The 20,449-nt window shown below is 64.2% G+C and carries 22 protein-coding genes and 4 tRNA genes; 16 read left to right on the top strand and 10 right to left on the bottom strand.

The genetic code is table 11. The annotated features are described in order from the left end of the window. Window positions 1–35: 35 nt before the first annotated feature. The 6 genes from dnaK to hrcA all read right to left on the bottom strand — a co-directional run bounded on the left by dnaK (window position 36) and on the right by hrcA (window position 5,533). The gene (gene dnaK, locus KYC_RS03255) at window positions 36–1,961 is read right to left on the bottom strand and encodes a molecular chaperone DnaK (protein WP_008158794.1); all 1,926 of its coding nucleotides are present in this window, start codon (window positions 1,959–1,961) and stop codon (window positions 36–38) included. A 90-nt stretch (window positions 1,962–2,051) separates the two neighbouring features. Beyond that, the gene (locus KYC_RS03250; protein ID WP_008158789.1) at window positions 2,052–2,453 is read right to left on the bottom strand and encodes a thioredoxin family protein; all 402 of its coding nucleotides are present in this window, start codon (window positions 2,451–2,453) and stop codon (window positions 2,052–2,054) included. 14 nt (window positions 2,454–2,467) lie between these two features. Continuing rightward, window positions 2,468–3,025 (bottom strand): nucleotide exchange factor GrpE, encoded by a 558-nt coding sequence (grpE, locus tag KYC_RS03245; RefSeq protein WP_008158787.1) that lies wholly within the window; start codon window positions 3,023–3,025, stop codon window positions 2,468–2,470. A gap of 117 nt (window positions 3,026–3,142) precedes the next feature. Continuing rightward, window positions 3,143–3,379: a hypothetical protein gene (locus KYC_RS03240; protein WP_008158785.1), complete on the bottom strand. Its 237-nt coding sequence runs from the start codon at window positions 3,377–3,379 to the stop codon at window positions 3,143–3,145. Window positions 3,380–3,391: 12 nt separating this feature from the next. After that, a complete protein-coding gene (gene hemH, locus KYC_RS03235) occupies window positions 3,392–4,483 on the bottom strand; it encodes a ferrochelatase (RefSeq protein WP_008158784.1) in 1,092 nt (363 codons plus the stop codon). A 45-nt stretch (window positions 4,484–4,528) separates the two neighbouring features. Beyond that, window positions 4,529–5,533 (bottom strand): heat-inducible transcriptional repressor HrcA, encoded by a 1,005-nt coding sequence (gene hrcA, locus KYC_RS03230; protein ID WP_008158782.1) that lies wholly within the window; start codon window positions 5,531–5,533, stop codon window positions 4,529–4,531. Window positions 5,534–5,673: 140 nt separating this feature from the next. Between hrcA and KYC_RS03225 the strand changes: the two genes are divergently transcribed. Further along, entirely contained in the window at window positions 5,674–6,573 is a 900-nt protein-coding gene (locus KYC_RS03225; RefSeq protein ID WP_008158780.1) for an NAD kinase, read from the top strand. A 13-nt stretch (window positions 6,574–6,586) separates the two neighbouring features. Then, window positions 6,587–8,248: a DNA repair protein RecN gene (gene recN, locus KYC_RS03220; protein ID WP_008158778.1), complete on the top strand. Its 1,662-nt coding sequence runs from the start codon at window positions 6,587–6,589 to the stop codon at window positions 8,246–8,248. A 150-nt stretch (window positions 8,249–8,398) separates the two neighbouring features. Here the strand turns inward: recN and fur are convergent, their stop codons facing one another. Beyond that, window positions 8,399–8,818: a ferric iron uptake transcriptional regulator gene (gene fur, locus KYC_RS03215; protein ID WP_008158776.1), complete on the bottom strand. Its 420-nt coding sequence runs from the start codon at window positions 8,816–8,818 to the stop codon at window positions 8,399–8,401. 153 nt (window positions 8,819–8,971) lie between these two features. Here fur and KYC_RS03210 point away from each other — a divergent pair, with 153 nt between their 5' ends. Continuing rightward, window positions 8,972–9,508: an outer membrane protein assembly factor BamE gene (locus KYC_RS03210; RefSeq protein ID WP_043517392.1), complete on the top strand. Its 537-nt coding sequence runs from the start codon at window positions 8,972–8,974 to the stop codon at window positions 9,506–9,508. Between the two features lie 14 nt (window positions 9,509–9,522). Further along, a complete protein-coding gene (gene dapB, locus KYC_RS03205; protein ID WP_008158772.1) occupies window positions 9,523–10,314 on the top strand; it encodes a 4-hydroxy-tetrahydrodipicolinate reductase in 792 nt (263 codons plus the stop codon). Between the two features lie 113 nt (window positions 10,315–10,427). Here the strand turns inward: dapB and murB are convergent, their stop codons facing one another. Next, on the bottom strand, window positions 10,428–11,471 hold the full coding sequence (gene murB, locus KYC_RS03200; protein WP_008158770.1) for a UDP-N-acetylmuramate dehydrogenase: 1,044 nt from the start codon (window positions 11,469–11,471) through the stop codon (window positions 10,428–10,430). Window positions 11,472–11,700: 229 nt separating this feature from the next. On the opposite strand from murB, the gene KYC_RS03195 reads away from it, so the two are divergent. The 6 genes from KYC_RS03195 (at window position 11,701) to KYC_RS03170 (ending at window position 13,460) form a co-directional block, all read left to right on the top strand. Next, window positions 11,701–11,776 (top strand) — tRNA-Gly (locus KYC_RS03195). 238 nt (window positions 11,777–12,014) lie between these two features. After that, window positions 12,015–12,090: transfer RNA gene (locus KYC_RS03190), tRNA-Gly, on the top strand. A 121-nt stretch (window positions 12,091–12,211) separates the two neighbouring features. After that, window positions 12,212–12,287 (top strand) — tRNA-Gly (locus KYC_RS03185). Window positions 12,288–12,342: 55 nt separating this feature from the next. Beyond that, window positions 12,343–12,416 (top strand) — tRNA-Cys (locus tag KYC_RS03180). Between the two features lie 106 nt (window positions 12,417–12,522). Continuing rightward, window positions 12,523–12,858: a hypothetical protein gene (locus KYC_RS03175; protein WP_008158768.1), complete on the top strand. Its 336-nt coding sequence runs from the start codon at window positions 12,523–12,525 to the stop codon at window positions 12,856–12,858. Between the two features lie 2 nt (window positions 12,859–12,860). After that, window positions 12,861–13,460, top strand: coding sequence for a DUF2946 family protein (locus KYC_RS03170; RefSeq protein ID WP_008158767.1), 600 nt, complete (start codon window positions 12,861–12,863; stop codon window positions 13,458–13,460). A 46-nt stretch (window positions 13,461–13,506) separates the two neighbouring features. Here the strand turns inward: KYC_RS03170 and KYC_RS03165 are convergent, their stop codons facing one another. Then, the gene (locus tag KYC_RS03165; RefSeq protein ID WP_008158765.1) at window positions 13,507–13,908 is read right to left on the bottom strand and encodes a DoxX family protein; all 402 of its coding nucleotides are present in this window, start codon (window positions 13,906–13,908) and stop codon (window positions 13,507–13,509) included. Window positions 13,909–14,038: 130 nt separating this feature from the next. On the opposite strand from KYC_RS03165, the gene KYC_RS03160 reads away from it, so the two are divergent. The 5 genes from KYC_RS03160 (at window position 14,039) to KYC_RS03140 (ending at window position 18,270) form a co-directional block, all read left to right on the top strand. Then, window positions 14,039–14,971: a LysR family transcriptional regulator gene (locus KYC_RS03160; RefSeq protein ID WP_008158763.1), complete on the top strand. Its 933-nt coding sequence runs from the start codon at window positions 14,039–14,041 to the stop codon at window positions 14,969–14,971. Between the two features lie 10 nt (window positions 14,972–14,981). Continuing rightward, the gene (locus KYC_RS03155; RefSeq protein WP_008158762.1) at window positions 14,982–15,563 is read left to right on the top strand and encodes an NUDIX hydrolase; all 582 of its coding nucleotides are present in this window, start codon (window positions 14,982–14,984) and stop codon (window positions 15,561–15,563) included. Then, entirely contained in the window at window positions 15,560–16,330 is a 771-nt protein-coding gene (gene aat, locus KYC_RS03150; protein WP_008158760.1) for a leucyl/phenylalanyl-tRNA--protein transferase, read from the top strand. Before KYC_RS03155 ends, aat begins: the two co-directional genes overlap by 4 nt. Window positions 16,331–16,386: 56 nt before the next feature. After that, window positions 16,387–17,154, top strand: a complete 768-nt coding sequence (locus KYC_RS03145) for an arginyltransferase (protein WP_008158758.1) — start codon at window positions 16,387–16,389, stop codon at window positions 17,152–17,154. A gap of 72 nt (window positions 17,155–17,226) precedes the next feature. After that, on the top strand, window positions 17,227–18,270 hold the full coding sequence (locus KYC_RS03140; protein WP_008158756.1) for a quinone-dependent dihydroorotate dehydrogenase: 1,044 nt from the start codon (window positions 17,227–17,229) through the stop codon (window positions 18,268–18,270). 154 nt (window positions 18,271–18,424) lie between these two features. On the opposite strand, the gene phaP is transcribed toward KYC_RS03140, so the two are convergent. After that, window positions 18,425–19,003 carry a TIGR01841 family phasin gene (phaP, locus tag KYC_RS03135; protein WP_008158755.1) on the bottom strand — a complete coding sequence of 193 codons (579 nt, stop codon included), beginning with the start codon at window positions 19,001–19,003 and terminating at the stop codon, window positions 18,425–18,427. Window positions 19,004–19,386: 383 nt separating this feature from the next. Here phaP and KYC_RS03130 point away from each other — a divergent pair, with 383 nt between their 5' ends. Continuing rightward, entirely contained in the window at window positions 19,387–20,364 is a 978-nt protein-coding gene (locus KYC_RS03130; protein ID WP_008158753.1) for a tripartite tricarboxylate transporter substrate binding protein BugD, read from the top strand. Window positions 20,365–20,449 lie beyond the last annotated feature (85 nt).

Raw genomic sequence — 20,449 nt, 5'->3', positions numbered from 1 at the left:
CTACCGGGCGGCAGAGGCAGGTCAGCGCCCGGCCATTATTGGTCGCGCTTGACTTCCTTGAAGTCGGCGTCGACGACGTTGTCGTCCACCGGCTTCGCGTTGTCAGCGGCCTGTTGCTGGCCAGCGGCCTGCTGCGCCTGCATGTCGGCGTACATCTTTTCGCCGAGCTTTTGCGATGCCGTGGACAAGGCTTCCACCTTGGCGTCTATCGCGGCCTTGTCGCCTTCCTTCAGCGTGTCTTCCAGGTCCTTGATGGCGGCTTCGATGCTTTCCTTCTCGGCAGCTTCAAGCTTGTCGCCATATTCGGTCAGCGACTTGCGGGTGGCGTGCACCAGCGCGTCGGCCTGGTTGCGCGACTGGGCCAGTTCGGCAACGCGGTGATCTTCCTCGGCGTTGGCCTCGGCATCCTTGACCATGCGCTGGATCTCGTCTTCCGACAGACCCGAGTTGGCCTTGATGGTGATCTTGTTTTCCTTGCCCGTGCCCTTGTCCTTGGCGGACACGTGCAGGATGCCGTTGGCGTCGATGTCGAACGTGACTTCGATCTGCGGCATGCCGCGCGGCGACGGCGGGATCCCTTCAAGGTTGAACTCGCCCAGGGCCTTGTTGCCCGCAGCGATTTCGCGCTCGCCCTGGAACACCTTGATCGTCACGGCCGGCTGGTTGTCGTCGGCGGTCGAGAACGTCTGCGAGAACCGGGTCGGGATCGTGGTGTTCTTCTGGATCATCTTCGTCATGACGCCGCCCAGGGTTTCAATACCCAGCGACAGGGGGGTCACGTCCAGCAGCAGCACGTCCTTGCGGTCGCCCGACAGCACGGAGCCCTGGATGGCGGCGCCAGCGGCGACGGCTTCATCGGGGTTCACGTCCTTGCGCGGATCCTTGCCGAAGAATTCCTTCACCTTTTCCTGGACCTTGGGCATGCGGGTCATGCCGCCGACCAGGATCACGTCGTCGATGTCGGAAACCTTCACGCCGGCGTCCTTGATGGCGACGCGGCAGGGTTCGATCGTGCGTTCGATCAGTTCCTCGACCAGCGCTTCCAGCTTGGCGCGCGTGATCTTCAGGTTCAGGTGCTTCGGACCCGAGGCGTCCGCCGTGATGTACGGCAGGTTGATTTCGGTCTGCTGGGCCGAGGACAGCTCGATCTTGGCCTTTTCGGCGGCTTCCTTCAGGCGCTGCAGGGCCAGCACGTCCTTGGACAGATCAACGCCTTGTTCCTTCTTGAACTCGGAGATGATGTAGTCGATGATGCGCTGGTCGAAGTCTTCGCCGCCCAGGAAGGTGTCGCCGTTGGTCGACAGCACTTCGAACTGCTTTTCGCCGTCAACGTCGGCGATTTCGATGATGGACACGTCGAACGTGCCGCCGCCCAGGTCATAGACGGCGATCTTGCGGTCGCCCTTTTCGGTCTTGTCCAGGCCGAACGCCAGCGCCGCAGCGGTGGGTTCGTTGATGATGCGCTTGACTTCCAGACCGGCGATACGGCCGGCGTCCTTGGTGGCCTGGCGCTGGCTGTCGTTGAAGTACGCGGGCACGGTGATGACGGCCTCGGTCACTTCTTCGCCCAGGTAGTCCTCGGCGGTCTTCTTCATCTTGCGCAGCACGTCGGCCGACACTTGGGGAGGCGCCATCTTCTTGCCGCGCACTTCAACCCAGGCATCGCCGTTGTCGGCCTTGACGATCGCGTAGGGCATCAGGTTGATGTCCTTCTGCACCGCCTTTTCTTCGAACTTGCGGCCGATCAGGCGCTTCACCGCGTACAGGGTGTTGCGCGGGTTGGTCACGGCCTGGCGCTTGGCGGGCGCGCCCACCAGGGTCTCGCCGTCATCCATGTAGGCAACGATGGAGGGGGTGGTGCGAGCACCTTCCGCGTTTTCGATGATTTTGACCTGCCCGCCGTCCATGACAGCCACGCAGCTGTTGGTCGTGCCCAGGTCAATGCCAATAATCTTGCTCATGGTGGGTTACCTTGATTATTAAATCTATTAACTATGGAAATAGGGAAAAACTGCTTGTCCCCACCTAACTGGGGCTGCCCGCAGGGTTTTTCAAGACGCCTGGCCGGAAATTTCCGCGGCGTCCTGCTGGCGCTGGATTGCCGCCGTGAACTGGGGCAATCCGGGCCAGCCGGTGATGCGGCCAAGCCGCTTGCCGGACCGGTACAGCACAAAAGTGGGGACGCCATGCAGCGAAAACCGCCGGCCCAGGGGTTCGTCGGCGTAGACATCGGCCTCGAACCACGTCAGGCCCAGGGCAAACAGGGTTTCCCGGTGCAGCAGCGCCGCCTGCTTGAAAAGATTGCAGTTATAGCAATCCTGGCCCCACAGGAACACGCAACGCAGGTCCGATCCTGGCGCCTGGACCACGGCGGCGTCGAATCCCGCGGTGTCGACATGGCTCATGCCGAACACCTGGAAAACCTCAGCCGGATCGAAGCGAGGATCGGTCATGGCCTTCGGTATGGTCAGCCCTGGCCGGCCGACACCACCACGAGCGCCGGACGCAGGGTCCGGTCGGCGATGGCATAGCCCTTTTGCAGCAGCTGCACCACGGTGTTGGCGGGCTGTTCGTTGGGAATGGACGAAATGGCCTGGTGCTGGTGCGGATCGAACTTGTCGCCCTGCGCCGGGGCGATTTCCTTGAGCAGATTGCGCTCGAAGGCCGCGGCCAGCTGCTTGAGAGTGACTTCGACGCCTTCGCGCAGGGTTTCAACGGTCTGGTCAGGCTGGGCCAGCGCGGCCTCCAGGCTGTCCTTGACCGGAACCAGGCTTTCGGCAAACGACTCGATGCCGAACTTGCGCGCCTTGGACACTTCTTCCTGGGCGCGGCGGCGCACGTTCTCGGCTTCGGCATGGACACGCAGAAGCTGGTCGTGCTGCTCGTTGACGGTAGCCTGGGCGGCGTCCAGCTGGGCGCGCAACTCGTTCAGCTCGGCCTGAGCGGCGTCCTGGGCGGCGGGGGCCGCATCGGCGGTCTGGCCGACTTCGGGCGCCTGGTCTGCAGGCTCGTGGGGTGCCGTCATGGGGAATCCTCCAAAAAGAATGGCTTTCGCAGACATGAATGGGGGCCAATACCCCTATTTCAAGCCCGGGTAAGCAAAATATTCCCCCCTGACGGCGGGCCTGCCGCCCGCCCCGGCCTATTTCTTGTGCGGCTGCGCCGGCGCGACGGGATCGCTGGCCGGGAAACTCTCTTTCAGGGCCCGGTCCACGCGCTTGTCGTCCGCGTCGGGGTCGGACTGGATGGCGATCGGGTCGCTGGCGGGAAAGGTGTCGGCCAGGGCTTCGTCCAGCTCATGCTCGACGTGGTCCTCGTCGACCGGGGTGCTTACCTTGCCCTTTTTGACCGTCTTGCCAGTCTTGGGATCATGGTGCATGCGCCTTCTCCTTCAAGTCCGTGGTGTCTGGGTCCATCCCTGCAAGTGGCGTTCCACCAGGCTGGCCAGCCCGGCGATCCAGGCCGGATCATCATTGATGGCCGGAATGTAACGGAACTGCCTGCCGCCCGCCCCGATGAAGGCGTCGCGGCATTCCAGGCTGATTTCTTCCAGGGTTTCCAGACAGTCTGCCACAAATCCCGGGCACACCACATCGACCTCGGTGGTGCCCGAGGCCGCCAGCGCCTTGAGGGTCGGCTCGGTATAGGGCTCCAGCCAGCGAGCCGTGCCGAACCGGCTCTGGAAAGTCACTTCGATCTGGTCACGGGGCAGCGACAGCCGCTGCGTCAGAAGCCGGGCGGTCTCCATGCAGTCGCGGTAGTAGGGATCGCCCAACTCAATGGAATAGCGCGGCAGGCCGTGAAAGCTCATGACCAGCTTCTGGGGCTTGCCGTGCTCCAGCCAGAACCGCTCGATGCGCCCGGCCAGCGCGTCCAGGTAGGCAGGCTCTTCGTGGAAGCGCTTGATGAAGCGCATCTCGGGCTGGTCGCGCAGCCGTCCCACGTGGCGGGTCACCGCGTCCACCACCGTGGCGGTGGTGCTGGCGGCGTACTGGGGGTACAGGGGCACCGTCAGGATGCGTTCGCAGCCCTGTGCGCGCAGTTTCGTGATGGCGTCGGGAATGGACGGATTGCCGTAGCGCATGCCCAGCTCCACGACGACATCCAGACCGGCTGCCTGCAGCGCAGCGCGCACACCGTCGGCCTGCCGCCGACTGTAGACCATCAGCGGGGAACCCTCCTGCATCCAGACGCCGGCGTAGCGCGGCTCAAGCCGCTTGGGCCGCCGCCTCAGCACCATCCCGTGCAGGATGGGCTTCCAGAGATAGCGCGGAATCTCGATGACGCGGGGATCGGACAGGAATTCGCCCAGGTATTTGCGGATGTCCTTGGGGGAAGGCGTGTCCGGCGTGCCCAGGTTCACCAAGAGCACGCCCACCTTGCCGGGCGCGCGCGGCGGCGGATCTTCGTTGAAGGGGTCTTCTTGCTGGGGTTCAGGCAGGTAGCGTTCAGGCCAGAGATACTTGAACAGGCGAAGAAACACAAAAACTCCCCTTCCTCCGCAAGGAGGATGTAGCTTTGAATGGAACTACTGATTGTGGCTGAGCGCGTTGGACAGCAGCCGCGCCGTGATGTCCACGATGGGAATGACGCGCTCATAGGCCATGCGGGTCGGGCCAATGACGCCCAGCGTGCCCACTACCTTGCCATCGACGCCGTAGGGCGCGGTGATGACGGAGACTTCCTCCATCGGCACCAGTTGCGAGTCGCCGCCGATGTAGATCTGCACGCCCTGCGCCCGGCTGGAGACATCCAGCAATTGCAGCAGGTCGGTTTTTTTCTCGAACAGCGAGAACATCTTGCGCAGGCGGTCCATGTCGGACGCGATATCCGTCACGTCGAGCAGCTTGCGCTCTCCGGAAATGACCACGGCGTCTCCGTCTTCGGCGGCTTCGGCGCTGGCCTCCACGGCAGCCTGCATCAGGCGCGAGATGTCTTCGCGCAGTTGGGCCAGTTCGGTGGACAGCGTCTGCCGGACCGCATTGAAGGACTTGCCGGCGAAATGCATGTTGAAGAAGTTGCCTGCTTCCAGCAGTTCGGATTCGGAATAGTCGCGCTGGACGAAAAGAATGCGGTTTTGGACGTCGCCGTCGGGGGTGACGATGATCAGCAACACCCGTTTGTCGGACAGGCGGATGAATTCGATCTGGCGGAAGACCTGGGCGCGCTTGGGCGTGAGCACCACGCCCGCGAACTGGGTCAGGTTGGACAGCAGCGCCGCGGCGGCGTTGACCGCGCGCGTGGGCTCTGCGGCCGAGAGCATTTCCCCCATGTTGTGGGGCTGCAGCTGATAGGACTGCACCGCCAGCAGGGAATCGACGAACATGCGATAGCCCCGCGGCGTGGGTATGCGGCCGGCGGAGGTATGCGGGCTATGGATCAGCCCCAGCTCTTCCAGGTCCGCCATGACATTGCGGATGGTGGCCGGAGACAAGTCAAAGACTTTCGATAGCGTCCGCGAGCCGACTGGCTGCCCATCGGCGATGTAGCGTTCTATCAACGCTTTCAGTAATGCGCGTGCGCGGTCGTCCATAGCGAGTATTTTAGGGAATCTTTTCCGGTTAAGGCGATTTTTGTCCTGCAAGCCGATATACGGCCCCATATAATCGGTTAAACAGGCCATTCCGGGCCTGACGGGCATCACGGTTCCGCCTTTTTTATTCGCACGCAGCCATGCATTTTCCTACAGTTGCCCTGATCGGCAGATACCAGGACACCGGCCTGGACACACCGCTGAGAGCACTTGCGCACGCGCTGACGCAAGCGGGCCGGCACGTGCTCATTGATGCCGACACGGCGCGAAACACCAGGGTGACCGAATACCCCATCGCCACGCTCGAAGAAATCGGCAAGACCGCCTCGCTGGCGGTCGTGATGGGCGGCGACGGCACCGTGCTGGGCGCCAGCCGCCACCTGGCGCCTTACGGCATGCCGCTGGTGGGCATCAACCACGGCCGCCTCGGCTTCATCACCGACATCGCCCTGCAGGACGCGCATGGCGCGCTGGCCCGCGTGCTGGAAGGCAGTTTCCAAATCGAAGAACGCATGCTGCTGGAAGGCAGCGTGTGGCGCGGCGACCAGAAAATGTATTCCGCGTCCGCGCTGAACGACGTGGTTCTGAACCGTGCTGGCCGCGGCGGCATGATTGAAGTCCGGGTCGAACTGGACGGCGCCTTCATGTACACCCAGCGCGCAGACGGCCTGATCATCGCCACTCCCACCGGCTCCACCGCGTATGCCCTGTCGGCCAACGGCCCCATCCTGCACCCCGGCATGAACGCCATGGTGCTGGTGCCCGTAGCGCCGCAGACGCTGTCCAACCGCCCTATCGTCATTCCCGACTCGGGCGTGCTGAACATGACGCTCACCGCCATGGGCCGCGTCGAAGTCGGCGCCAGCGTGCACTTTGACATGCAGACCTGGTCCGACCTGCAGCCGGGCGACCGCATCGTCGTGCAGCGCGCGCCCTACACCATCCGCTTCGTCCATCCCGAAGGCTACAGTTTCTTCTCCACCCTGCGCCGCAAGCTGCACTGGAACCTGATGCCCGAAGCCTCCGACAACGTAGAGTAGTAAGCGCCCCGACATGCTGCGCACCCTGCACATCCGCGACTTCGTCATCGTCGAACAGACCGAGATCCATTTCGGCCCCGGCTTCACCGTCTTTTCCGGCGAGACCGGCGCAGGCAAATCCATCCTGGTGGATGCGCTGGCGCTGACGCTGGGCGAACGCGGCGACGCCAGCATGCTGCGCGAAGGCGCCGCCCGCGCCGACATCACCGCGGTCTTCGACACCCCCAAGTCGCTGCACGCCTGGCTGGCCGAACGCGAGATCGACGCCGAAGAGGAACTGTCGCTGCGGCGCGTCATCGACGCGCAGGGCCGCAGCCGCGCCTATATCAACGGCACGCCTGCCACCGTGGCGCAATTGCGCGAACTGGGCGACAGCCTGGTCGACATCCACGGCCAGCACGCGCACCAGAGCCTGATGCGGCCCGATGCGCAACGCGACCTCCTGGACGCCCATGGGGGCCACGCCGACCTGCGCCACGCGGTCAGCCAGGCCTGGAAGCAATGGCGCGCACTGGCCCGGCAGCTTGAGTCCGCCGAAAAAGACGCCGAAAGCCTGGCCGCCGAACGCGAACGCCTGCAATGGCAGGTCCAGGAACTGGATCACCTGGGCCTGGGCCCGGACGAATGGGAAGCGCTACAGACCGAGCACACGCGCCTGTCGCATTCGCAATCGCTGCTGGACGGGGCCTCGCAAATCCTGGAGGCGCTGGACGGCGAAGGCGATTCGGCGCACCACCGCGTCACGGCCGCCAACCAGCGTATCCAGCAGATGCTGCGGCACGACCCGGGCCTGAAAGGCGTGTACGACGAACTCGAATCCGCGCGCATCGCCATCAGCGAAGCCGTGTCGGACCTGAACAACTACGTCAGCCGCGTCGACCTGGACCCGAAGCGGCTGGCCGACGTCGAAGCGCGGCTGGGCCTGGTCTTCGAGACGGCCCGCAAATTCCGCACCGAACCCGATGCGCTGTGCGAACTGCGCGAATCCCTGCATGCCGAACTGGCCGCGCTGCAGGCCGCGGGCGATATCGACGCGTTGCGCGCCCAGGCAGCCGCGGCGCAGGCGCAATACGATGCGGCCGCCGCCAAACTGACGACTGCCCGCCGCAAGATCGCCAAAGACCTTGGCAAACAGGTCACGCTGGCCATGCAGACGCTGGCCATGCAGGGCGGCAGGTTCGAGCCCACGCTCGCGGAATCGGCGCCCTCTGCGCACGGCAACGAACAGGTCGAATTCCTGGTGGCCGGCCACGCCGGCACCACGCCCCGCCCCCTGGCAAAGGTGGCATCGGGCGGCGAACTGTCGCGCATTTCGCTGGCGCTGTCAGTCATCGCCAGCCGCGCGGCGCGCGTCCCCACCCTGATCTTCGACGAAGTCGACAGCGGCGTCGGCGGCGCGATCGCCGAAGCCGTCGGCAAGCTGCTGCGCGAACTGGGCGAACGCCATCAGGTGCTGTGCGTCACCCACCTGCCCCAGGTCGCGGCGTGCGCCAACAACCAGTTCCTGGTTAGCAAGACGGAATCCCGCGGTACGACCCGCTCCAGCATCGAAGAGCTGGACGCATCGGCCCGCGTCGAGGAAATCGCCCGCATGCTGGGGGGCATGAAGCTCACCGCCACCACGCGCGAGCACGCCCGCGAAATGCTGGAAGGCTTCGGCCAGCCGGCCTCATAAGCCCTGATCAGGCCAGTAGCCTTAACCCGCCTCCCGTCCGCCGCGCCAAGTCGGCGGACAGCAAAAAGCCCCTTCCAATAGAAGGGGCTTTTAACTTCACCGGTATAGCGGCCAGCGGGTCCACACCGCATGACCGCCGGCCGCAGCGGCTTAGCGGCCCTTCATGCAGCTGCCGCAGATGCCGTACAGGACCATCGCGTGGCTTTCCAGCGCGAAGGAATTGTCCTTGGCGATCTTCTGCTGCCGCTTTTCGATCTCGGGGTCCGAGAATTCGACGACTTTGCCGCAATTGGTGCAGATCAGGTGATCGTGATGATCGCCGTCATTGAGCTCAAACACGGCCTTGCCGCTGTCGAACTGGCTGCGCGCAAGAATACCGGCCTGCTCGAACTGGGTCAGGACACGGTAGACCGTTGCCAGGCCGATTTCGACGTTTTCGCCGATCAGGGCGCGGTAGACGTCTTCGGCGCTCAGGTGGCGTTCACCCGATTTGCGGAAAATATCAAGAATCTTCAGGCGAGGAAAAGTCGCCTTCAAACCCATGTTTTTCAGTTCGCTTTGGTCGCTCATGGTGTAATCGCTCTCCGTCCGCGTTGGCATGGGCAAGGACAGGGTCACCGCGAGCCGGCTCACCGAATCCATGCCGCCACGCGGAACTATCCTTATGAAACCTTTATGATAACGGTTTTGCTTGCTTCCAAATAATAGGGGCGCGTAGTGTCCATGTTTGCACGTATTCCCTCCCGCTCTCTGAAGACCGGCTTGGTCATTGCCGCCTTGGCCGTCGCACTGTCGGGCTGCACCTCGAATAAATGGGGTTTCCCGTACAAGGCCCCGGTCCAGCAGGGCAACTGGATCACTCAAGAGCAGGTTGCGTTGCTCCAGCCCGGCATGACCCGTGAGCAGGTGCGCTTCGCGTTGGGCAGCCCGACGCTGACCAGCGTCCTGCACGCCAACCGCTGGGACTATCCGTACTACTTCAAGCCCGGCTATGGCGATGCCCAAGAGCGCAAATTCACGGTCTGGTTCGAAAACGACCGGCTGGTGCGCTGGGAAGGCGACAAGCAGCCCGACCTGCAGCCTTATCAGATGAACACGCCGGATTCCGTCGCCGACGAAAAGGCTGATCAGCGCCTGAACCAGGACGAAGCCCGCCTGAAGGAAGAGCAGGATCAGCAGAAACGCGACGCCGACGCCCCCGTCAGCCCGCTCAATCAATACCCCGGCCAGCCGGGCAACGCGCCCGAACCGCTGCGCTGAGACAAGGATTTTTTATGCGTATTGCTATTGCCGGCGCCAACGGCCGCATGGGTCAGATGCTGATCGAGGCCGTCCTGAAATCCGACGACCTGCAACTGGCCGCGGCCCTGAGCATCAAAGGCTCCGACGCACTGGGCCGCGATGCCGGCGCCCCGTTGGGCAAGCAGACCGGCGTGCTGATCACGGATGACCTGGACGCGCTGGCCGGCGCCGACTGCCTGATTGATTTCACCCGCCCCGAGGGCACGCTGGATCACCTGAAGGCCTGCGTGAAGCACGGCGTGAAGGCCGTCATCGGCACCACCGGCTTCGACGACAACGGCCGCGCCGCGATCGAAGTGGCGGCGCAGAAAACCGCCATCGTGTTTGCGCCCAACATGAGCGTGGGCGTCAACGCTACCCTCAAGCTGCTGGATATGGCCGCCCGCATCCTGAACGCCGGCTACGACGTCGAAGTCTTCGAAGCGCACCACCGCAACAAGGTGGACGCGCCGTCGGGCACGGCCCTGAAGATGGGCGAGACCATCGCGTCCGCCTGGGAGGTCGCCCTGCCCGACGTCGCCACCTGGAGCCGCCACGGCGACACCGGCGTGCGCAAGCCCGGCACCATCGGCTTCTCCGTGCTGCGCGGCGGCGACATCGTGGGCGACCACACCGTCTCGTTCTGCGGCATCGGCGAACGCATCGAGATCACCCACCGCTCGTCCAGCCGCGCCACCTACGCGGAAGGCGCGCTGCGCGCGGCACGCTTCCTTGAAGGCAAGTCCAACGGGCTCTACGACATGCAGTCCGTGCTGGGCCTCTGATAGCCGCCGCACATCGAAAAAGGACCCTGCGGGGTCCTTTTTTTTCGTCCGCTGCCGGCCGCGCCTAGCCCGGCCGCGCCTAGCCGGCCGCGCCTGACACCTTGGCGCCGCCGTCAGACGACCACGGGCTCCGGCTCCAGCCGTACGCCATAGCGTTCGATCACGGCATCCTGCACGGCGCGCGCCAGGCCCATGATGTCGGCAGCGGTGGCTCCGCCGCGGTTGACCAGCACCAGCGCCTGGCGGTCATGCACGCCAGCCGCGCCCAGCGCCTGCCCCTTCCAGCCGCATTGGTCGATCAGCCAGCCGGCCGCCAGTTTGTAGCGGCCGTCCGCCTGGGCATACGACACCAGTCCGGGAAAGCGCGCAGCCAGTTCGTCTCGCTGGTCCGCGGGCACGATCGGGTTCTTGAAGAAGCTGCCGGCATTGCCCGTGACCGCGGGATCAGGCAGCTTGGCCCGGCGGATGTCGCAGACTGCGTCGAACACGTCGCGCGCGCTGGGAGCCCCGCCCGCCAGACGCTCGTGGCGTTGCAGGTCGGGATAGCCCAGCACGGGCCGCCATGGGCGGGGCAAGGAAAAGCGCACGCTCACGATGATCCAACGTCCCGGTTCATCATGCTTGAAGGCGCTGTCGCGATAGGAAAAACGGCAATCCGCCGCGCTCATCTCCACATAGCGGGCCTGCCGCACATCCCATGCCGTCAGACTGTGAAAGCGCTCTTCCAATTCGACGCCGTAGGCGCCGATGTTCTGCACCGGCGCCGCGCCCACGGTGCCGGGAATCAGGGCCAGGTTTTCCAGCCCGTCCCACCCCTGCGCCACGCATTCCGACACAAAGCCATGCCAGTTTTCGCCGCCCGCCGCCTCGACGAGCCAGGCTTGCGGCCCGGCCTCGAGCAAGCGCACGCCCTTGAAAGCCACACGAGCCACCAGGCCCGGCACGCGCTCGGGCAGCACGAGGTTGCTGCCTCCGCCCAGCACGAGCAGCGACGGCGCCTGCCTCGCCAGCGCCGAGAGCGCCGGCAACTGCGCGGGAACGTCCAAAGTGACGAACGCATCGGCCCGGGAAACCAGCCCCAGCGTATTGAACCGGGTAAGGTCTTGGGCAACCGGAGACAAGGAGTCGGGCGTGCTGCCTGCGAAGGAATTTGACATGGGTGCTACGACGTGTGCTATAGTTTCTGTCTTCGCTCAGTTTACTTGATTGAGTTTTGGCCTGAATTCCAAGGCAGCATTCAGAAGCGCCCGCCCAAGGCTGGCAAAACTGAAAAGCCCGCCTCAGGACAAGTCAAAAAAATCATGCTAGAATGCGCGCCTTCTGGTCGATAACCAAGTTGATCAGAGTGAATAAGAAAACGGGTTCTGAGCAGTTTACGGAACCAATGCGGGAGTAGCTCAGTTGGTAGAGCGCAACCTTGCCAAGGTTGAGGTCGCGAGTTCGAGACTCGTCTCCCGCTCCAAATTTGGCATTCGCAGTGCACGCACTGCGAATCATGAAAAGGCCCCTCACGGGGCCTTTTTCATTTCTGCGTGAATTTCTGCGCAAAACCACTCGCACAACCGACACCTGCAGCAATGAATGCGTGGGCTCGGCAACGATTGGCAGCATCCGAAAACTTCACAACGGCATCACGCCGCGTGCAATTTTTTAAAAAGTCGTTATACTCTCGCCTCTTGCAAAAAAACGGCAAGAAAAAAGCGGGAGTAGCTCAGTTGGTAGAGCGCAACCTTGCCAAGGTTGAGGTCGCGAGTTCGAGACTCGTCTCCCGCTCCAAGTTTCCGGTCTGCTGTGCAGAGACCCTAAAAAACATGTACAATCGCTGTCTTTGGTGAACAGCCCCCGTGATGAAAATCGCAGGCAAGCGCACCAAAAACAGCAGTAAGAAGTACCCCAAGCGGGAGTAGCTCAGTTGGTAGAGCGCAACCTTGCCAAGGTTGAGGTCGCGAGTTCGAGACTCGTCTCCCGCTCCAAATACAAAGAGGAAGCAACGGCCCACACCGCGCTTCCTTTTTTCTTGCAAGTGCTGGCGCAATGGCAGAGTGGTTATGCAGCGGATTGCAAATCCGTGTACGTCGGTTCGATTCCGGCTTGCGCCTCCAGCATCTTTTCCTTGGCAGTGCCTGCCAGCATCTCGTTACCCATCCCTACGCCCGGTCAGCCGGATGATTGCTATGGTGACGCCGTTTTCATTTGAACGACGATTCCATGCATAAGATTCCGGGTTCGCATGTGCGCGCAAGCCGCCGCTCTTCTTTTCTGACGCTGTCGGCCGCCGCGCTGATTTCGCTGGCGCCCATCGCCGCCGAAGCCGGCGACAAGCACCACCATCATCGCCACAAGGGCGGCGAGTACAAAGAGAAGTACTGGGACGGCGCCTGTAAGGTCGAGCGCAAATGGAAGCGCAACGGCGACTACAGCGAAAAGCGCAAATGCCGCGACGATTATGCGTATGGCTACGCGCCCCAGCCCGTGGCGGTTCCCGTGATGCCGGTGCAACCTGGCATCGTCATCACGCCGCCCACGATCATCATCCGCCCCTGACCATGGACCAATCGGTGAAAGACGCCCTGGCCCGCTGGCCGAATGTGCCGGCGGTACACGGCTGGCTGTCGCTGGACGCGCGCGGCCGCTGGCGCCTGCATCCGCAAGGCCAGGCGGCCGATGGCGGACCGGGCGAGCCGATCACCAATACGCAGATCCTGGAATTCATCGGACGCAACTACGGCCACGACGATGCGGGCCGCTGGTTCTTCCAGAACGGTCCGCAACGCGTGTTCGTGCGCCTGGACGCCGCGCCTTATGTACTGCGGCTTGCCGACGACAGCCGCGCACTGGTCACGCACACCAATGCGCAGGTGGCGTCCGTTGACAGTTGGTGGCTGGATGACGATGGGCAGCTCTACGCGATGACGCCGCTGGGCGGCGGCATCGTGCTGGACCGCGATCTGCCGCCGCTGCTGGAAAAAATGACGGCGGACGGCGGCGCCCCCTTGCTGGATGCGCTGGACGCGCTGACGCCTAGCCAGGCAATCGCCGCGGCCTTCCCCGGGGCCTACGCCGCCGTACCGCTGCATTCCATTGCCGCGCGCGATGTCCCGAAACGCCTGGGCTTTATTCCCTGCCCGCAGGCCGATCCGGCCTGACTGCCCGCACACCGCGTGCGCGGGCAGGATGAGATGCGCGCAGCGCTCAGCCGCGGCCGCTCTTGACCAGCGCGAATTTGCCGTCGCCCAACAGCGCGAGCGCAGCCGCCACCACCGTCAGGAAGATCGGGTATTCCCAGCCGCCGCCGGCATTGCCAAAGCCCCAGCCATTGCCGAAGTGCACGGTCGACGCGACAAAGAGCTGCACGACCGCTATGGCGGCGACCCAGCGCGGCACGATGCCCAGGATCAGCAGGACGCCCGCGCCCACCTCGAAAAACGTGACGGGGTACGCCAGCCAGCCGGCGAAGCCGATCTTGGCGAAAAACTGCGCGGTGCCGGGCAGCGTGAACACGAGGAGCTTGGTCATGCCATGGGCCAGGAACATCACGCCAAGCGCCACGCGCAAGAGCAACGCGGCATAGGGTGCGGTACGGGTGTCAATCATTGCTTCATCCTTGAGCGGAACACGAATCGACCCGAACGGGTGGATTCTTCTTGGGCCGTATTCTTGCGATTCCAAAAACAAAGATAAACATGCAGAATTGCAAATTATTGTTCCCCGATAGGAAACAATCTTGGATACCCATACCGCCATGCAGACCTACGCCAAGGTCGTGGAGCTGGGCTCATTCGCGGCGGCCGCCGACAAGATGGGCCAGGCGCGTTCCGTGGTCACGCGGCAGATCGCCCACCTGGAACAGAAGTACGGCGTGCGCCTGCTCAACCGCACCACCCGCAAGCTCAGCATGACTGACGCCGGCCGCGCGTTCTACGAGCGCGTGCGGCCGATCCTGGCCGAGGTCGCAGACCTGGAACTGTCGCTGCAGGCCGAAGGCCAGCGGCCCAGCGGGCGGTTGCGCGTCAGCGCTCCCGTGTCGTTCGGCATCCTGCATCTGGGTCCGGCCATCGCCGAATATCTGCAGCGCTATCCGGACGTGGTGATAGACCTGGACCTGAATGACCGCGTGGTGGACCTGGTGGAAGACGGCTACGACGTCGCCGTGCGCATTGGACCGCTGCTGGATTCATCGCTGGTGGCCCGGCCGCTGGCGCCCCAGCAGCTGCTGGTCTGCGCCGCCCCCTCCTACCTGAAGCGCCACCGCGCGCCGGCCGTGCCTGACGACCTCAAGCAGCACCGCTGCCTGCACTACGCCTACGCCAGCACCGGCAACGAATGGCATTTCGAGAAAGACGGCGTGACGCATGTGGTGCGCGTAAACGCGGCGCTGCGCGCCAATAACGGGGACGTGCTGCGCACGGCCGCACTGGCCGGCCACGGCATCATCCTGCAGCCGGAGTTCCTGGTGGGCGACGACATCCGCGCGGGGCGCCTCACCGCGCTGCTGACCAACTACGCCCACACCCCCATATCCATGGTCGCCGTCTACCCGCACCGGCGCTTCCTGTCGCCCAAGGTCAGGTCCTTCGTCGAGCACCTGGAAGAACGCTTCGGCAGCCCCGCCCCCGGGGCGCCGGCCCGACGCGCCACGACCCGCCGCAGCCGTTAGAATCGTACCCATGACCGCCAAACCGCCCATCGAATACTTCCCCGCTCCGCGCCGTTCCCATTTCTGCAGCCAGTGCGGCTCGCCGGTCAACCGCCGGGTGCCCGAGGGCGACAACCGCGAGCGAGACATCTGCGATCACTGTGGCGCAATCCATTACCAGAATCCCCGGCTGGTGGTCGGCACCGTCCCCGTCTGGGAAAACCGGGTGCTGCTCTGCCGCCGCGCCATCGAACCGCGCTACAACACCTGGACGCTGCCCGCCGGCTTCATGGAATTGGGCGAAAGCACCGCTCAAGGGGCCGCGCGCGAAACGCTGGAAGAATCCGGCGCCCGGATTCAGCTTGGCGACATCTACACCATCATCGACGTGCCGCAGATCGAGCAGGTGCACGTGTTCTACCTGGCCCGGGCGTTGGACCCCGAACTGGATCCGGGTCCAGAGAGCCTCGAGGCCCGCTACTACGACGAATCCGAGATTCCCTGGGACGACCTGGCCTTCCGCACGGTGGCCAGCACGCTGCGGCTGTTCTTCGAGGACCGCAAGCGCGGCACGTTCGGCCCTCACCACTACACCCTAGAATCGCACCGTTGAAACTGCCCTGGCTTGCCGCCGACACTCCGTTTCCCCCTGCGGAATTCGCGCTGACGGATCCTGATGGCCTGCTGGCCGCCGGGGCGGACCTGTCCCCCGACAGGCTCATCCAGGCCTATTCAAACGGCATCTTCCCCTGGTATTCGGAAGGCGAACCCGTCCTGTGGTGGAGCCCGGACCCGCGCATGGTGCTGGCGATCAAGGATTTCGCGCCGTCGCATTCGCTGCGCAAGCTGCTCAGGCAAGTGGCAAGCCAGGAACACGACGCCGTCCCGCGCGTGCGGATCCGCGTCGACACAGCTTTCCCGCAGGTCATGGCCGCATGCGCGGCGCCGCGCGACGGGCAACCAGGCACCTGGATCACCGCCGCCATGCAAGAGGCCTACCGGGCATGGCACGAGGCCGGCTACGTCCACAGCATTGAAACCTGGATCGACGGCGAACTTGCCGGCGGGCTTTATGGCATCAACCTGGGACGCATGTTCTTCGGCGAATCCATGTTCACGCGCGCGCCCAATGCCTCCAAGATCGCGCTGGCGTACTTGGTGCGCTACCTGGCTGCGCAAGGGGTGGAATGGGTCGATTGCCAGCAGCAGACGCGCCACCTGGCCAGCATGGGCGCCCGCCCCCTGCCCCGGGCGCGGTTTCTCGAACACGTGCGCAAGACCACCGCGCTGCCCCGCATCGCCTGGGCCCCCGGCACGCTCGACAGCAGCGGACGGCTGCATCCCGACGACCCCGCGCCGGCCAGTCCCGACGCGGGTTAAGCGTTAATATGTAGCCACTCCCGTCACGGGCTTGCCGCCGTCTTTCGGGATAACCAATGAGCCAGCTTAAAGAACTCCCCTTCTCCACGCTGCAGTTCTACGCGACCGCCCCTTACCCTTGCAGCTACCTGCCGGGTCGCCAGGCCCGGTCGCAGGTCGCCGCGCCCGGCCACCTGATCAACGCGGGCACGTATTCCCAGCTTGTGGAACAGGGTTTTCGCCGCAGCGGGCTGTTCACCTACCGTCCCCATTGCGACAACTGCCACGCCTGCGTGCCCGTGCGCGTGGACACGGCAGGCTTCACGCCCAACCGCAGCCAGCGCCGCGCGTGGCGGGACCACCAACATCTGCAGTCATTCGTCGCCGAGCTGGCCTGGTCGCCCGAGCACTACCGCCTGTACACCCGCTACCAACAGGGCCGCCACCCGGGCGGCGGCATGGACGAAGACAGCCGCACCCAGTATGCGCAGTTCCTGCTCACCAGCCGCGTGAACACCCGGCTGGTGGAGTTCCGGAACCCCGAAGGCGTGCTGTTGATGGTGTCCATCATCGACGTGCTGGACGACGGCCTGTCGTCCGTCTACACCTTCTACGACCCCGATATTGCCGACGGATTGGGCACCTACAGCATCCTCTGGCAGGTGGAGCAGTGCCGCGCGCTGAATCTGCCCTGGCTGTATCTGGGCTACTGGATCGCCGACAGCCGCAAGATGTCCTATAAGTCGGCCTTCCGGCCCGCTCAGTTCCTGGTGGATGGCCAATGGCGGGACACGCCGGAGGCGCCCGCCGCGGCGACACCCGCAGCGCGCACGCCCACTGCCTGACTTCCCCAGCCCGCCCGGCTTGCCTGCTGCCCCGCCGCAAGGCTGACCCGATTCGCTCTACAATTGCGCCCCATGTCGATCCTCTTCCACGCCTATCCCCTGGCCCGCCCGGCGTTGTTCGCCATGGACGCGGAAACCGCCCACGAAGTCACTTTGTCGGGCCTGCAGCGCGCTTATGAATGCGGCGCCACGCGCAAGCTCATGCATGCGCAGCCCAAGGCGCCCTGCACGCTGATGGGGATGCAGCTGGCCAACCCGATCGGGCTGGCGGCGGGCCTGGACAAGAACGGCGCCTATATCGACGCGCTGGGCAACCTGGGCTTCGGCTTCATTGAGGTAGGCACGGTCACCCCCCGCGCCCAACCCGGCAATCCCAAGCCGCGTATGTTCCGGCTGCCGCGCGCCAATGCGCTGATCAACCGGCTGGGCTTCAATAATCAGGGGCTGGACGCATTCCTGGCCAACGTGCAGCGCAGCGAATGGCGCAAGCAGGGCGGGATCCTGGGGCTGAACATCGGCAAGAACGCGGACACGCCCATCGAGCGCGCCGCCGACGACTACCTTATCGGCCTGCAGGGCGTGTATCCCCATGCCGACTACGTGACGGTGAACATCTCGTCACCCAACACGAAGAACCTGCGCGCACTGCAAAGCGGGGATGAACTGTCCGCGCTGCTGGGGCAACTGGCCGACAAGCGCCGCGCGCTTGAGGACCAGCACCAGCGCCGCGTGCCGATGGCCGTGAAGATTGCGCCCGACCTGACCCAGGAGCAGATCGACGCCATCGCCGACATCCTGCCGCGCCATGGCATCGACGGCGTCATCGCCACCAACACCACGCTGTCGCGCGACGCCGTGGCGGGCCAGGCGCACGCCGACGAGGCCGGCGGCCTGTCCGGCGCGCCCGTGCACCAGTTGTCGCTGGCCGTCATCCGCCGCCTGAAAGAACGCCTGGGCAATAGTCTGGCGATCATTGGGGTGGGCGGGGTGATGTCGGGCCAAGAGGCCCGCGAAAAGATGGATGCCGGCGCCGACGCGGTGCAGCTGTATACGGGCCTGATCTACCGCGGCCCGGCCCTGGTGGGCGAATGCGTGCGCGCCGTGGCGCGCCGCTGAACGCAGCGCCTGCCGCCTGCCCGAAGGCCCGCTGGGGGCCTGGCGCAGGGGCAAAAAAAAGGGGCCACCCTGTGGGTGGCCCTAATTCCAGCTCTGCTCTGTCACTCAACAGTACTACATAACTGCAATTTGCGCAGCATCGCGTGCCAAAAACTTAGGCGCTGCGACGGCTACGGCTGGCGACCTTGGTGGCGGCATCGGCGGCATCCGTGGCAGCCTTGAAGGTCGCGTTGGCGGCGGCATTCAGGTTCGACTCAGCGACTTCAGCGGCCTGCTTGGCAGCCTTGGTCATCGAATCGTAGGCGCTGGTCGCGGTGGCCAGCGAGGACTTGATCAGGGCAACGGCGCTTTCGGAGCCGGTCGGGGCGTTCTTGGAGAACTGTTCGACGGCTTCGGTCAGCTGTTGCTGGCCTTCGGCGATCTGTTCTTCGGTCAGCTTGACCAGGCTGCCTTGCACGCCGGCGACGATGTCATACACGTGCTTGGTGTAGGCCAGGGCCTTTTCGGCGCCCGGTTGCAGCAGGCCCGAGGCGAACGCCGCGGCTTCCTGCGGGTCCTTCACTTCAGCGGCTTGCTGCGATTTCTGGGCGACTTCGTCCAGCGTGGCCTTCACGACCTTCAGGTTCAGTTCGACCAGCTTTTCAAAGCCGGCGAAAACGGCGGTCTGGGCAGCCACGATGGTGTTGATGCTGGCCTTTTGACGGTCCAGGACTTGTTGCGGGATTGCGCTCATAGGATGCTCCTCTCAGGGTAGCCGGAGGCTGTCCGGCAAGTAAGGATGGTTGTCTGCGACGAACTATAGAAACGTGCGCGGAAACTGGTACTACAAGCTACCGCCGGCCCGTTTGATGCACTGCACAATTCACATTCTAGACTGGGCGAAAAACTTGTCAAGCAGTTTTTGTGCGGCGCAACAAGTGTTTGCACTTTTCCGGTGCACTCGTCTTTCGGGATTGATCCTGCTCAACCATTTCCCATGATTCGGGAAATACCGGACATGACGCGGTATCAATTCTTTTCTACACTGCTTTCACGCTGATGACAGACAAATACAAACCAAATATCAGCGGTTCATAACTAAATCGCAGCAAGCAAAACCCTGCAATCGGAGACCTCATGACCCTCATCCCCCGCACGCTTTCGGCCCTGCTCGCGGCCGGCGCCCTGTTCGCGGCCGGCGCCGCGCAAGCGGAATATCCGGAACGCCCCATCAACATGGTGGTGCCGTTCGCAGCAGGCGGCCCGACCGACAACGTCGCCCGCTCGCTGGCGGAGGCCATGCGGCCCAGCCTGGGCCAGACGGTCGTGGTTGAAAACAAGGGCGGCGCCGGCGGCACCATCGGCACCACCCAGGTTGCGCGCGCGCAGCCGGACGGCTATTCGATCCTGCTGATGCATGCGGGCTTCTCGACCGCGCCCTCGCTCTACAAGAATCCGGGGTATGACCCCTTCACCAGCTTCGAGCCCATCGGCCTGGTGGTCGACGTGCCGATGACCATCGTCGCGCGCTCGGATTTCCCGCCCAACACCATTGCGGAACTGGCCGACTACGTCAAAAAGAACAAGGACAAGGTGTCCCTGGCCAACGCCGGCATCGGCGCCGCCAGCCACCTGTGCGGCACCATGCTGGTCGAAGCCCTTGGCGTGCAGTTGCTGACGATTCCCTACAAGGGCACCGCCCCCGCCATGAACGACCTGCTGGGCAAGCAGGTGGACCTGATGTGCGACCAGACCACCAACACCACCCAACAGATCGAGGGCGGCAAGGTGAAGGCGTACGCCGTGACCAGCCTGCAGCGCGTTCCCACGCTGCCCAAGCTGCCCACCATGGACGAGTCCGGCTTCAAGGGCTTTGAAGTGGGTATCTGGCATGGCATGTGGGTGCCGAAGGGTACGCCCAAGCCCGTCGTGGACAAGCTCGTCAAGAGCCTGCAGGCCGGCTTGGCCGACCCGAAGTTCCAGGAACGCATGAAGCAGCTGGGCGCCACCGTCCTGACGTCCGAAGCCAACCCCGCCGCGCTCCAAGCCAAGGTCAAGCAGCAGGTTCCGCAGTGGGCCGAACTGTTCAAGAAGGCCGGCATCGACAAGCAATAAGCGCAGCACCAGCGGCGCCGGGCGGATCTTCGCCTGGCGGCCGGACTGCCAAGAAAAAAGCCCCTTGCGGGGCGTTTTTTCTTGG

It is taken from the genome of Achromobacter arsenitoxydans SY8 (assembly GCF_000236785.1).
Lineage (GTDB): Bacteria > Pseudomonadota > Gammaproteobacteria > Burkholderiales > Burkholderiaceae_B > Achromobacter > Achromobacter arsenitoxydans.
Note: the sequence above shows the minus strand (reverse complement) of the source record. Positions and strands in the feature narration are given on the sequence as shown.